Origin of the sequence: Streptomyces sp. NPDC017225 (assembly GCF_044331465.1) — a bacterium.
Lineage (GTDB): Bacteria > Actinomycetota > Actinomycetes > Streptomycetales > Streptomycetaceae > Streptomyces.
Genome location: NZ_JBIRNE010000014.1, coordinates 1 through 12,920, shown reverse-complemented (window position 1 = coordinate 12,920; position 12,920 = coordinate 1). Strand labels below are relative to the sequence as shown.

At 70.2% G+C, this 12,920-nt stretch carries 12 protein-coding genes; 9 read left to right on the top strand and 3 right to left on the bottom strand.

Annotated elements, in window-relative coordinates:
* Positions 1-117: 117 nt before the first annotated feature.
* Complete coding sequence (eccD, locus tag ACH4NX_RS26970; RefSeq protein ID WP_398129059.1) at positions 118-1,635, top strand: type VII secretion integral membrane protein EccD; 1,518 nt, start codon at positions 118-120, stop codon at positions 1,633-1,635.
* A gap of 65 nt (positions 1,636-1,700) precedes the next feature.
* On the opposite strand, the gene ACH4NX_RS26965 is transcribed toward eccD, so the two are convergent.
* Positions 1,701-2,006 (bottom strand): DUF397 domain-containing protein, encoded by a 306-nt coding sequence (locus ACH4NX_RS26965; RefSeq protein ID WP_398128990.1) that lies wholly within the window; start codon positions 2,004-2,006, stop codon positions 1,701-1,703.
* 411 nt (positions 2,007-2,417) lie between these two features.
* Between ACH4NX_RS26965 and rpsO the strand changes: the two genes are divergently transcribed.
* From rpsO to ACH4NX_RS26940, 5 genes are all read left to right on the top strand, one after another.
* Positions 2,418-2,705: a 30S ribosomal protein S15 gene (gene rpsO / locus ACH4NX_RS26960; RefSeq protein WP_019330982.1), complete on the top strand. Its 288-nt coding sequence runs from the start codon at positions 2,418-2,420 to the stop codon at positions 2,703-2,705.
* A 301-nt stretch (positions 2,706-3,006) separates the two neighbouring features.
* Positions 3,007-5,250, top strand: a complete 2,244-nt coding sequence (locus tag ACH4NX_RS26955) for a polyribonucleotide nucleotidyltransferase (protein WP_351400505.1) — start codon at positions 3,007-3,009, stop codon at positions 5,248-5,250.
* Positions 5,247-6,626, top strand: a complete 1,380-nt coding sequence (locus ACH4NX_RS26950) for a pitrilysin family protein (protein ID WP_351400504.1) — start codon at positions 5,247-5,249, stop codon at positions 6,624-6,626. Before ACH4NX_RS26955 ends, ACH4NX_RS26950 begins: the two co-directional genes overlap by 4 nt.
* 35 nt (positions 6,627-6,661) lie before the next feature.
* Positions 6,662-7,414, top strand: a complete 753-nt coding sequence (gene dapB, locus ACH4NX_RS26945; protein WP_351400503.1) for a 4-hydroxy-tetrahydrodipicolinate reductase — start codon at positions 6,662-6,664, stop codon at positions 7,412-7,414.
* A gap of 13 nt (positions 7,415-7,427) precedes the next feature.
* Complete coding sequence (locus ACH4NX_RS26940) at positions 7,428-7,883, top strand: hypothetical protein (RefSeq protein WP_351400502.1); 456 nt, start codon at positions 7,428-7,430, stop codon at positions 7,881-7,883.
* A gap of 66 nt (positions 7,884-7,949) precedes the next feature.
* Here ACH4NX_RS26940 and ACH4NX_RS26935 read toward each other — a convergent pair whose 3' ends face one another.
* Positions 7,950-8,504, bottom strand: a complete 555-nt coding sequence (locus tag ACH4NX_RS26935; RefSeq protein WP_351400501.1) for a hypothetical protein — start codon at positions 8,502-8,504, stop codon at positions 7,950-7,952.
* A 115-nt stretch (positions 8,505-8,619) separates the two neighbouring features.
* Positions 8,620-8,859 (bottom strand): hypothetical protein, encoded by a 240-nt coding sequence (locus tag ACH4NX_RS26930; protein WP_279565693.1) that lies wholly within the window; start codon positions 8,857-8,859, stop codon positions 8,620-8,622.
* 190 nt (positions 8,860-9,049) lie between these two features.
* Here ACH4NX_RS26930 and thyX point away from each other — a divergent pair, with 190 nt between their 5' ends.
* The 3 genes from thyX (at position 9,050) to ACH4NX_RS26915 (ending at position 12,782) form a co-directional block, all read left to right on the top strand.
* The gene (gene thyX / locus ACH4NX_RS26925; RefSeq protein WP_351400500.1) at positions 9,050-9,790 is read left to right on the top strand and encodes an FAD-dependent thymidylate synthase; all 741 of its coding nucleotides are present in this window, start codon (positions 9,050-9,052) and stop codon (positions 9,788-9,790) included.
* Positions 9,791-10,001: 211 nt separating this feature from the next.
* The gene (gene dapA / locus ACH4NX_RS26920; RefSeq protein ID WP_398128989.1) at positions 10,002-10,901 is read left to right on the top strand and encodes a 4-hydroxy-tetrahydrodipicolinate synthase; all 900 of its coding nucleotides are present in this window, start codon (positions 10,002-10,004) and stop codon (positions 10,899-10,901) included.
* A gap of 195 nt (positions 10,902-11,096) precedes the next feature.
* A complete protein-coding gene (locus tag ACH4NX_RS26915) occupies positions 11,097-12,782 on the top strand; it encodes a ribonuclease J (protein ID WP_351400498.1) in 1,686 nt (561 codons plus the stop codon).
* Positions 12,783-12,920 lie beyond the last annotated feature (138 nt).

Below are 12,920 nucleotides of genomic sequence, written 5' to 3'. Positions count from 1 at the left end.
CGCCACGCAGCGGTGACGGGCGGCGCGGAACAACCGGGCAGGATCGTTACCGAGAGGCAGGGCGCGCCGGTACCGCACCTTGCCGACATCGCCTACGAGGGGGAGCAGCGGGTGAGCATGACGGCCTCCGCGCCGACCGGCGTGACAGCCGGAGCGGGCGCGGGCACCGGAAACCCGGTCACAGCGGGTTCGGGGCTCGGCTTCTGCCGGGTCACGATCGTGGCGCCAGACAGCCGCATCGACGTGGCCCTGCCCGATGACGTGCCGGTCGCCGACCTGTATCCGGAGATCCTGCGGTTCTCCCGCCAGAGTCCCACCGAGGGTGCTCCGGTCGGTTATCACCTGGTACGCCGTGACGGTACCGTCCTCGACAGCGCCCGGTCCTTCGCGGCGCAGCGCATCCTGGACGGCGAACTGCTCACGCTGCGTCCGTTCGCCGACTCGCTCCCCCCGGCCGTCTTCGACGACGTCTCGGAGGCGGTCGCTTCCGCCGTCGCCCACGACCGCACGCTGTGGGACGGCGAGCTGACGCGGGTGGCCGGCCTGGTGGGGGCGGGCGTGCTCCCCGTGCTGCTGGCGTTCGTGGCCTGGAACTCCCACGTCCGCCACGACATGCACAGCCTGCAGGGCATACTCGCCGCAGTTGCCGGCGTCCTGCTCGTCACCTTCGCGTGCGTCCGAGCGCGCGTGTACGAGGACCGGGGCTCTGCGATCGCCCTCGGCCTGGGCGCTCTTCCGAACATCGCCGTGGCGGGCTCCGGACTGGTTCCGCTCGCCGAGGGGCAGGGCATCGGGCGGCTCCAGTTCCTCCTGGCGTGCGCGGCGGTCCTGGTCACCTCCGTGGTCCTCACCCTGGTGTCACCTAGCGGCGACAGTCCCTTCGTGGCATTCGTCTTCGCCGCCGCGATCGGTCTGCTCGCGACGTTCGTGGCGATGCTGACGCACCTGAAGCCCATGGAGACGGCCGCGGTCTGCGCACCTCTCTCGGTGTGTGCTCTCGCGTTCCTGCCGGGGCTGTCCCTGCGCTTCGCGCGGCTGCCCATCGGTTACGAACCGCCCAACGGGCCACGCGGCTCCTACTCGGCGGACGAGACGGACTCCCCGGAACCCGTGGACGCCGCGCGCGTCGCAGCCCAGGCCCGTCGCGGCCACGAGCTCCTCGCGGGACTGGTCGGCGGCTGCGCGCTGGTCTCGGTGGGCGCGTCGGCCGTCCTCGGGTTCACCGGCAATGTGTGGGCGCAACTGCTGACGCTCGCCACCGGCATCGCGATGTTGATGCGGGCCCAGCTGTTCCGCTACACCGCCCAGGTCGCTGCCACACTGGTCGCGGGGCTGGCCTGCCTGGTCTCTCTCGGCCTGGGCCTGGCGATGAACCCGCCGGTGGAGTATTGGCACGATGCGCTCAAGGGCGACACCAGCGCCCTGGACCTCCGCAGCGTGTGGCTGGCGGCGGCGGTCGCTGCAGCTGTGGCTCTGGTCACCGCAGTCGGCCTGATCATCCCTCGTCGTGGTGTAACGCCCTTCTGGGGGCGCTTCGTGGAGATCGCCGAGGTGTTCGTGCTGCTGACGCTGATTCCCCTGGCTCTCGCCGTGTTCGACGTCTACGCCGCGGCGCGGTCGATGACCAGCAACTGAGTGTCGGTTCCACGCGGCGTGCCGTCCGGGACGGGCGGGCGGCACGCGGTGTGCCGCCCCGCACCCTACTCGGCGCTGCCTTTGGGGTCCTGAGTGTCCTGCCGCGCCGGCTCCAGGTCGAACTCGCCGTCCCGGGCGCCGAGCACGAACGCCCGCCACTCCGCCTCCGTGTACCGCAGCACGGTGTCCGGGTCGAGCGACGACCTCATGGCCACGGCGCCGTCGGGGAGATAGGCGATCTCGACCCGTTCCTCGTGCTCCTCGGTGCCGGGCGCGCTGTGCCATTCGACGCCGGAGATGTCGAGGGAGTAGAGCTCGTCCCTCTCCCGCTCCTTGCGCGCTCGGAGTTCCTTGTCCTCGGCGTCGGCCATCGCGGCTGCGGTCCTTCCTGCTGTCCAACGAACTGTGCGGCCACCCTACTTGCTGCCGTTGTTCCAGGTCAGCGGTTCGCCGATGTGCGTACCCGGCACGAGTGACGGCCCCGTCGGCCTCTTGACACACCGACCCCTCCGGGCGCGACGGGGCCTGGGTGACGGGCAGGGGATTCGCCGGGCGGGTGGCGCACGGCTCCACGACGGGCCCGGATCGACCCTCCCGGGCTGCGGGAAGGGCGCCCACTCCAGGCTGGTACGCTGTGTGACGGCCGCTTGTGTACGCACCCCCGGAGCCAGGAGCTCTGGAGGACGCGCCCGGCGGATCCTCGCCTTCCGAGTCATGGAAGATCTCCCGAGACGTAGACCGGGGGCACTCGGTGGGCATGCACAGACCAACGAGGAGTACGAGTGTCGCTCGACGCCGCAGTGAAGAAGCAGATCATCACCGAGTTCGGTACCAAGGAGGGCGACACCGGCTCCCCCGAGGTCCAGGTCGCTCTGCTGTCCCGTCGGATCTCCGACCTGACCGAGCACCTCAAGACCCACAAGCACGACCACCACTCCCGTCGTGGTCTGCTGATCCTGGTCGGCCAGCGCCGCCGGCTGCTGCAGTACCTCGCCAAGAAGGACATCCAGCGCTTCCGTGCGCTGGTCGAGCGCCTCGGCATCCGCCGCGGTGCGGCGGGCGCCAAGTAAGACACCGTGAAGGGAGCGGTTCCCACCGTTGGGGGCCGCTCCCTTTGCTGTACGTGCGCTCTGGCGCCGCCGCTTTGTAGTGTGGTAGCAGAAGACAAGACGCACGACGTACACGACGCACGACACGACGAACGAAAACGAGGAGAAGCGCGCCTAGCCGCCGCCGGTCCTCGGTAGTGGCCCCCGGGGGCAGACCCCGGGTGCTTCGATCGAAGACCGGCCCGCATTGCCCGGAGCGCTTCTCCGCCACCGTCCCCCCGCCACACGGGCGAGGAGGGACGAAGACGAGGAGAAAACACTAGTGGAGAACGAGACCCACTACGCCGAGGCCGTCATCGACAACGGCGCGTTCGGCACCCGCACCATCCGCTTCGAGACGGGCCGGCTGGCCAGGCAGGCCGCCGGTTCCGCCGTGGCGTACCTGGACGACGACACCATGGTGCTGTCGGCCACCAGCGCCTCCAAGAACCCCAAGGACCAGCTCGACTTCTTCCCCCTCACGGTGGACGTCGAGGAGCGGATGTACGCCGCCGGCAAGATCCCCGGCAGCTTCTTCCGCCGTGAGGGCCGGCCGTCCGAGGACGCCGTCCTCACCTGCCGCCTGATCGACCGCCCGCTGCGCCCGTCCTTCAAGAAGGGCCTGCGCAACGAGATCCAGGTCGTCGCCACGATCATGGCCCTCAACCCCGACCACCTGTACGACGTCGTGGCGATCAACGCCGCCTCCGCGTCGACGCAGCTGGCCGGCCTGCCCTTCTCCGGCCCGATCGGCGGCGTCCGCGTCGCGCTGATCCGCGGCCAGTGGGTGGCCTTCCCGACGCACACCGAGCTCGAGGACGCCGTCTTCGACATGGTCGTCGCGGGCCGCGTCCTGGAGGACGGCGACGTCGCGATCATGATGGTCGAGGCCGAGGCCACCGAGAAGACCGTCAAGCTGGTCGAGGGCGGCGCCGAGGCGCCCACCGAGGAGGTCGTCGCCGCCGGTCTGGACGCCGCGAAGCCCTTCATCAAGGTGCTGTGCCGCGCCCAGGCCGACCTCGCCGCCAAGGCCGCCAAGCCGACCGGCGAGTTCCCGATCTTCCTGGACCACCAGGACGACGTCCTCGAGGCGCTCGACGCCGCCGTCCGCCCCGAGCTCAGCCAGGCGCTCACCATCGCCGGCAAGCAGGAGCGCGAGGCCGAGCTGGACCGCGTCAAGGCGCTCGCCGCCGAGAAGCTCCTGCCGGAGTTCGAGGGCCGCGAGAAGGAGATCTCCGCCGCGTACCGCTCGCTGACCAAGTCCCTGGTCCGGGAGCGCGTCATCAAGGAGAAGAAGCGCATCGACGGCCGCGGTGTCACCGACATCCGCACCCTGGCCGCCGAGGTCGAGGCCATCCCGCGCGTGCACGGTTCCGCGCTGTTCGAGCGTGGCGAGACGCAGATCCTGGGCGTCACCACCCTCAACATGCTCCGCATGGAGCAGCAGCTGGACACCCTCTCGCCGGTGACCCGCAAGCGCTACATGCACAACTACAACTTCCCGCCGTACTCCGTCGGCGAGACCGGCCGCGTCGGCTCCCCGAAGCGCCGCGAGATCGGCCACGGCGCCCTCGCCGAGCGCGCCATCGTGCCGGTGCTGCCGACGCGCGAGGAGTTCCCGTACGCGATCCGTCAGGTGTCCGAGGCTCTCGGCTCCAACGGCTCGACGTCCATGGGCTCGGTCTGCGCCTCCACCATGTCGCTGCTGAACGCCGGTGTGCCGCTGAAGGCCCCCGTCGCCGGTATCGCCATGGGCCTGATCTCCCAGGAGATCAAGGGCGAGACGCACTACGTCGCCCTCACCGACATCCTCGGTGCGGAGGACGCCTTCGGCGACATGGACTTCAAGGTCGCCGGCACCAAGGAGTTCGTGACCGCCCTCCAGCTCGACACCAAGCTGGACGGCATCCCCGCCTCCGTCCTGGCCGCCGCTCTCAAGCAGGCCCGTGACGCCCGTCTCCACATCCTCGACGTGATGATGGAAGCGATCGACACGCCGGACGAGATGTCCCCGAACGCGCCGCGGATCATCACCGTGAAGATCCCCGTCGACAAGATCGGTGAGGTCATCGGCCCCAAGGGCAAGATGATCAACCAGATCCAGGAGGACACGGGCGCCGACATCACGATCGAGGACGACGGCACCATCTACATCGGTGCCGCCCAGGGCTCGCAGGCCGAGGCCGCCCGCGCCACGATCAACGGCATCGCCAACCCGACCATGCCCGAGGTCGGCGAGCGCTACCTGGGTACGGTCGTCAAGACGACCACCTTCGGCGCGTTCGTCTCCCTGCTGCCCGGCAAGGACGGTCTGCTGCACATCTCGCAGATCCGCAAGCTGGCCGGCGGCAAGCGCGTGGAGAACGTCGAGGACGTCCTCGGTGTGGGCCAGAAGGTCCAGGTCGAGATCGCCGAGATCGACTCCCGCGGCAAGCTCTCCCTGATCCCCGTGGTCGAGGGCGAAGAGGGCGACGACGCCGCATCCACCAGCGGCTCCGCCGCGGAGAAGGACGACACCGACAAGTGACGTCTCGTAACGCCAAGGCGACGGCCCGCACCTCCTCGGAGGCGCGGGCCGTCGCCCGTACCCAAACCCTGATCAAGGGCGAGCACGGCATCGGCACGGTCCGCAAGACCACCCTCCCGGGCGGACTGCGCATCGTCACCGAGACCCTGCCCTCGGTCCGCTCGGCGACCTTCGGCATCTGGGCGCACGTCGGCTCCCGCGACGAGACCCCGGCCCTGAACGGCGCCACCCACTACCTGGAGCACCTGCTCTTCAAGGGCACCCGCGAGCGCAGCGCCCTGGACATCTCCTCCGCCGTCGACGCGGTCGGCGGCGAGATGAACGCGTTCACGGCGAAGGAGTACACGTGCTACTACGCACGCGTACTCGACACCGACCTGCCGCTCGCCATCGACGTGGTCTGCGACATGCTGACCGGCTCGCTGATCCGCGAGGAGGACGTCGACGTCGAGCGCGGCGCGATCCTCGAGGAGATCGCGATGACCGAGGACGACGCCGGCGACTGCGTGCACGACCTGTTCGCGCACACCATGTTCGGCGACAACGCCCTCGGCCGCCCCGTCCTCGGCACCGTCGACACGGTCAACGCCCTCACCGCCGACCGCATCCGCCGCTTCTACAAGAAGCACTACGACCCCACACACCTCGTGGTCGCCGCGGCCGGCAACGTCGACCACAACAAGGTCGTACGCCAGGTCCGCGCCGCCTTCGAGAAGGCCGGCGCCTTCCGGGAGCCGGTGGCCGAGCCCATCGCCCCGCGCGACGGGACGCGTACGATCCGCACCGCCGGCCGCGTCGAGCTGGTCGGCCGCAAGACCGAGCAGGCCCACGTCATCCTCGGCATGCCGGGCCTGGCCCGCACCGACGAGCGCCGCTGGGCGATGGGCGTCCTCAACACCGCTCTCGGCGGCGGCATGTCCTCGCGCCTCTTCCAGGAGGTCCGCGAGAAGCGCGGCCTCGCCTACAGCGTGTACTCGTACACCTCCGGCTTCGCCGACTGCGGCCTCTTCGGCGTGTACGCGGGCTGCCGGCCCTCCCAGGTGCACGACGTCCTGAAGATCTGCCGCGACGAACTGGACCACGTCGCCGAGCACGGCCTCACCGACGAGGAGATCGGCCGCGCGGTCGGCCAGCTGAGGGGCTCCACGGTCCTCGGCCTGGAGGACACCGGCGCGCTGATGAACCGTATCGGCAAGAGCGAGCTGTGCTGGGGCGAGCAGATGTCCGTCGACGACATGCTGGCCCGGATAGCCTCGGTCACGCCGGACGACGTCCGTGCCGTCGCCCGCGACGTCCTGGGACGACGGCCCTCGCTGTCGGTCATCGGCCCGCTGAAGGACAAGCAGGCGTCCCGGCTGCACGACGCCGTCGCCTGACACTCCCGGTTTCTCGGTAAGGAAGCGAACACAACATGAGCAAGCTGCGCGTGGCCGTCCTCGGTGCCAGGGGCCGGATCGGCTCCGAGGCGGTACGGGCGGTCGAGGCCGCCGAGGACATGGAGCTGGTCGCGGCCCTGGGCCGGGGCGACAGCCTGGACACGCTGGCCGAGGCCGGCGCCCAGGTCGCCGTCGAGCTGACCACCCCCGCGTCGGTGATGGACAACCTCGACTACTGCGTACGCCACGGCATCCACGCCGTCGTCGGTACCACCGGCTGGACCGACGAACGCCTCGCACAGCTGACGGCCTGGCTCGACGGCTCCCCGGAGACGGGCGTGCTCATCGCGCCCAACTTCTCCATCGGCGCCGTGCTCACCATGCGGTTCGCGCAGCTCGCAGCTCCGTACTTCGAGTCCGTCGAGGTCGTCGAGCTGCACCACCCGAACAAGGTCGACGCCCCCAGCGGCACCGCCACCCGCACCGCCCAGCTGATCGCGGCGGCCCGGCAGAAGGCAGGCGCCGCTCCGGCGCCCGACGCCACTGCCACCGCCCTGGACGGCGCCCGCGGCGCGAACGTCGACGGGGTCCCGGTCCACGCGATCCGGCTGCGCGGCCTGCTGGCCCACCAGGAGGTCCTGCTGGGCGGCGAGGGCGAGACCCTCACCGTCCGGCACGACTCCCTGCACCACAGCAGCTTCATGCCCGGCATCCTGCTGGGCACCCGCCGGGTGGTGACCACTCCGGGCCTCACCTTCGGCCTGGAGCACTTCCTGGACCTGAACTGAGGCCCTGACCCTCATGCGCGCGAAAATCTCCTACGTCGTCACGGCCGCCGTCCTGGTCTTCTACTTCGCCCTGGCCGGCAGCCGCGGTGTGCTGCTCATCGGCACCGGCACGCCGCTCACCGTGACCTTCGGCGTCGCGGTGCTGATCCTGCCGGTGATCGGCGTCTGGTTCCTCTGGAAGAACACCCAGTTCGTCCGCAAGGCCAACCAGCTCGCCGCCGAGCTCGACGCCGAGGGCGGACTGCCCGTCGACGAGCTGAAACGCACCCCCAGCGGCCGCGTCGACCGGGAATCGGCCGACGCGGTCTTCGCCCTGCGCAAGGCCGAGACGGAGGACGCCCCCGGCGACTGGCGGAGCTGGTTCCGCCTCGCCGTCGCCTACCACGACGCCCGCGACACCCCGCGCGCCCGCAAGGCGATGCAGCGGGCGATCGCCCTGCACGACGGCGGACACGTCGAGGCGGCCTGAGCGGACCGGGACGCCAAGGGCCCGGACCGCGATGCGGTCCGGGCCCTTGGCGTGCGTCGGCGCGCGTCAGCCCCGCCGGTACTCCCCGGCCCACGCCTCCACGGCGTCGGCAGCCCGGTCGAAGGCCTCGTCCCGCGCGAGGAAGTCGGCGTTGTGCGTGGTCAGCAGCGGAGGCCCGGTCTCCCCGGACCGGCCCTGCCGGACCAGGAGCAGTGCCTGCCCCTGCACCGTGCGCGGCAGCCCGAGCCAGCGCACCGGCTGCTGCACCGTGCGCACGCTGGCGACCTGCTGCCAGGCCATCGTGCGCGTGCTGAAGAAGCTCACATGACGCACGCCGTGCGCGCTCACCCACGCCCCCATGCGCAGCATCCGCAGGGCACAGGCGATCATGACCACCGCGACGCCGAACACCATACCGGCGGCGGACAGCGAGTCCGTCGCCGCGATGATGATCGCCGAGAACAGCACGAACGAGGCGAGCAGCAGCACCAACGCCGCCACCCCCACGCGCCACGGCCCCGGCCGGTAGGGCCGGCGCCAGAGGTCGCGGTCGTCGTGCGGCAGCGCGACATCGTCGGTGGTGTCGAAGGCGCGGTCGGCCGTCAGGAAGGACAGGGGCACGGCTGGTCCTCACTCGTTCCATGGCGTGGGCTGTGCCCGGTGAGGCTACCGACCTGTGTCCCCGGTCACCACCCTCGGGGGTCCGGATGGAGCCAGGACCGGCTCCGCGACGCCGTCAGCGCCGGTCGGAGGCCTGCGACGGCTGCTTGTGCGAGGCGGGCTGGTCGGCCGACAACGCGGGCATCCCGATCACCAGGGAACCCACTATCCCGGCGACGACGGTGAGGCCGAGCAGCCAGCGTCCGGCCAGCTGGCCGAAGGACGCCCGCTCGCGCGGCGGGGGTGTGACATTGCTGCGGAACCTGTCGGCTTCGGCGACGAAGGCGAACGGCACGGGTTCACGCCGGCGGATCATGGAGGCTGCGTCTCCCTTCAGGGATGAATGTTTCGCTGTTACTCATACAGACGAACGAACAGCCCGTCGGGTGCCCTGTTTCACTGAATTCATCGCGGCACCGCACCGAACGCCCCATTCGACGGGCCGATGGCCGGCGAGCCGTAGAGTGTCCTCGCCTCAAGCGACACGATGGGAAGGCCCTGCACCCGTGACCGACACCCCCGCCGACGACTTCAAGATCGACCTACGCAGCGACATCACCGTCGAACTGGTCAAGAGCAGCGCGACCGACTCCGACGTGCTGTTCGCCGCCCGTGTCTCGACCGTCGGGGAGCAGTCCCTGGACGAGCTGAAGAAGGACCCGGAGCGCTCGAAGGGCCTGATCAACTACCTCATGCGGGACCGGCACGGCAGTCCGTTCGAGCACAACTCGATGACCTTCTTCATCAGCGCCCCGATCTTCGTCTTCCGCGAGTTCATGCGGCACCGCGTCGGCTGGTCCTACAACGAGGAGTCGGGCCGCTACCGGGAGCTCCAGCCGGTCTTCTACGTGCCGGGTCAGGACCGCAAGCTGGTCCAGCAGGGCCGCCCGGGCAAGTACGTCTTCGTCGAGGGCACCACCGAGCAGCACGACCTGGTGAGCCGGTCGATGGAGGACTCCTACCGCCAGGCCTACCGCACGTACCAGGAGATGCTCGCCGCCGGCGTCGCCCGCGAGGTGGCCCGCGCGGTACTCCCCGTCGGCCTGTACTCGTCCATGTACGCCACCTGCAACGCGCGCTCGATGATGCACTTCCTCGGCCTGCGCACCCAGCACGAGCTGGCCAAGGTCCCCTCCTTCCCGCAGCGGGAGATCGAGATGGTCGGCGAGAAGATGGAAGAGGAGTGGGCACGGCTCATGCCGCTCACCCACGCGGCCTTCAACGCCAACGGACGCGTGGCGCCGTAACGCGCCTTCGGTGCCCGGTCGGGCACAGATGTGCGCATCAGCCGCGCGAAGTGTCCGTATTGCGGCATTTGGAGAAGTTCATCTAGCCTGATCAAAGGGACCCGGCACTGCTTGAACCCCCGAGCAGGCAGTGCCGGGCTCCACTCCTCGTCCCGCCTGCCGCCTCCCCCGAGGGCAGACCCCGCCCTGAGCAACGAGTAGCGTGTAACCCATGGCTCCGACCTCCACTCCGCAGACCCCCTTCGGGCGGGTCCTCACCGCCATGGTCACGCCCTTCACGGCGGACGGCGCACTCGACCTCGACGGCGCGCAGCGGCTCGCCGCCCACCTGGTGGACGCAGGCAACGACGGCCTGATCGTCAACGGCACCACGGGCGAGTCCCCCACCACCAGCGACGCGGAGAAAACGGACCTCGTACGAGCCGTCCTGGAGGCCGTCGGCGACCGGGCACACGTCGTCGCCGGAGTCGGCACGAACAACACCCAGCACAGCATCGAGCTGGCCCGCGCCGCCGAGCGCACCGGCGCACACGGCCTCCTGCTCGTCACGCCGTACTACAACAAGCCCCCGCAGGAGGGCCTCTACCAGCACTTCACGGCCATCGCCGACGCCGCCGAGCTGCCGGTCATGCTCTACGACATCCCCGGCCGCAGCGGCGTCCCGATCAACACCGAGACGCTGGTCCGCCTCGCGGAGCACCCGCGGATCGTCGCGAACAAGGACGCCAAGGGCGACCTCGGCCGTGCGAGCTGGGCCATCGCGCGTTCCGGTCTCGCCTGGTACTCCGGCGACGACATGCTGAACCTGCCGCTGCTCTCCGTGGGCGCGGTCGGCTTCGTCTCGGTCGTCGGCCACGTCGTCACCCCCGAACTGCGCTCCATGGTCGACGCGCACGTCTCGGGCGACGTACAGAAGGCACTGGAGATCCACCAGAAGCTGCTCCCGGTCTTCACCGGTATGTTCCGCACCCAGGGCGTCATGACCACCAAGGCCGCGCTCGCCCTCCTGGGACTGCCCGCCGGACCGCTGCGCGCGCCCATGGTCGGCCTCACGCCCGAGGAAACCGAGCAGCTCAAGATCGATCTTGCCGCGGGCGGGGTACAGCTCTGACAACAGACTTCGCACGACCGCGCCACCGCATGATCCGTACGAGCCGTGCAAGCGGCACTGGCCGTACGACCGGACTTCACAACTGAATAAGCGGGCCACCGGTGCCCGCACCATCCATACGACAACTGCTTACGCACGAACGTCACGCGCGCCACGTGCCCCCCGGTACGTGGCGCGTGTGGTGAGGAGAGTCTTTTGAGTCATCCGCATCCTGAACTGGGCCGTCCCCCGGCGCTCCCCAAGGGTGGCCTGCGGGTCACACCCCTTGGCGGCCTCGGCGAGATCGGCCGCAACATGACGGTCTTCGAGTACGGGGGCCGTCTGCTGATCGTCGACTGCGGGGTTCTCTTCCCGGAGGAGGAGCAGCCCGGAATCGACCTGATCCTGCCGGACTTCACGTCCATCCGGGACCGCCTCGACGACATCGAGGGCATCGTCCTCACCCATGGTCACGAGGACCACATCGGCGGCGTCCCCTTCCTGCTCCGCGAGAAGCCGGACATCCCGCTGATCGGCTCCAAGCTGACCCTCGCGCTCATCGAGGCCAAGCTCCAGGAACACCGCATCCGCCCGTACACCCTCGAGGTGGCGGAGGGGCACCGCGAGCGCATCGGCCCCTTCGACTGCGAGTTCGTCGCGGTCAACCACTCCATCCCGGACGCCCTGGCCGTCGCCATCCGCACCCCCGCGGGCATGGCCGTCCACACCGGCGACTTCAAGATGGACCAGCTCCCGCTGGACGGCCGCCTCACGGACCTGCACGCGTTCGCGCGGCTGAGCGAGGAGGGCATCGACCTCCTTCTCTCGGACTCGACGAACGCCGAGGTACCCGGGTTCGTCCCGCCCGAGCGGGACATCTCGAACGTCCTGCGCCAGGTCTTCGCCGGCGCCCGCAAGCGGATCATCGTGGCGAGCTTCGCCAGCCACGTCCACCGCATCCAGCAGATCCTGGACGCGGCGCACGAGTACGGGCGCCGGGTCGCCTTCGTCGGCCGTTCCATGGTCCGCAACATGGGCATCGCCCGTGACCTCGGCTACCTGAAGGTTCCGCCGGGCCTCGTCGTGGACGTCAAGACGCTCGACGACCTGCCGGACAGCGAAGTGGTCCTGGTCTGCACGGGCTCGCAGGGCGAACCGATGGCCGCCCTGTCCCGCATGGCCAACCGGGACCACCAGATCCGCATCGTCAACGGCGACACGGTGATCCTGGCCTCGTCCCTCATCCCGGGCAACGAGAACGCGGTGTACCGCGTGATCAACGGCCTGACCCGCTGGGGCGCGAACGTCGTCCACAAGGGCAACGCCAAGGTCCACGTCTCGGGCCACGCGTCGGCCGGCGAGCTGCTGTACTTCTACAACATCTGCCGGCCCAGGAACCTGATGCCGGTCCACGGCGAATGGCGCCACCTGCGCGCCAACGCCGAGCTGGGCGCCCTGACCGGCGTCCCGCACGACCGCATCGTCATCGCCGAGGACGGAGTCGTCGTCGACCTCGTCGGGGGCAAGGCGAAGATCTCCGGCAAGGTCCAGGCGGGTTACGTGTACGTCGACGGCCTCTCGGTCGGCGACGTGGGGGAGCCGGCCCTCAAGGACCGCAAGATCCTCGGCGACGAGGGCATCATCTCGGTCTTCGTGGTCATCGACTCGTCCACCGGCAAGATCACCGGTGGCCCGCACGTCCAGGCTCGTGGCTCGGGCATCGAGGACTCGGCCTTCGCCGCGGTACTCCCCAAGGTCGTCGAGGTGCTGGAACGCTCGGCGCAGGACGGCGTCGTCGAGCCGCACCAGCTCCAGCAGCTAGTCCGCCGGACGCTCGGCAAGTGGGTCTCGGACCAGTACCGACGCCGGCCGATGATCCTCCCCGTCGTCGTGGAGGTCTGACGGGCCGTCGGACCTCCGACAGCGCCAACCTGGAGCGGGGGGGGGGGGGGGGGGGGGGGGGGGGGGGGGGCGCGGCCGCGGGGGGGGGGGGGAGGCCGGGCGCGCCCGCCCGCCCGCCGGGGGGCCGGGGCCCGCCGC

What these genes read in the sequence shown, in the direction of transcription:
- eccD (WP_398129059.1), top strand. Translation starts at nt 118, where the DNA reads ATGACGGCCTCCGCGCCGACCGGCGTGACAGCCGGAGCGGGCGCGGGC.
- ACH4NX_RS26965 (WP_398128990.1), bottom strand. Translation starts at nt 2,006, where the DNA reads ATGGCCGACGCCGAGGACAAGGAACTCCGAGCGCGCAAGGAGCGGGAG.
- dapB (WP_351400503.1), top strand. Translation starts at nt 6,662, where the DNA reads ATGAGCAAGCTGCGCGTGGCCGTCCTCGGTGCCAGGGGCCGGATCGGC.
- ACH4NX_RS26940 (WP_351400502.1), top strand. Translation starts at nt 7,428, where the DNA reads ATGCGCGCGAAAATCTCCTACGTCGTCACGGCCGCCGTCCTGGTCTTC.
- ACH4NX_RS26930 (WP_279565693.1), bottom strand. Translation starts at nt 8,859, where the DNA reads ATGATCCGCCGGCGTGAACCCGTGCCGTTCGCCTTCGTCGCCGAAGCC.
- dapA (WP_398128989.1), top strand. Translation starts at nt 10,002, where the DNA reads ATGGCTCCGACCTCCACTCCGCAGACCCCCTTCGGGCGGGTCCTCACC.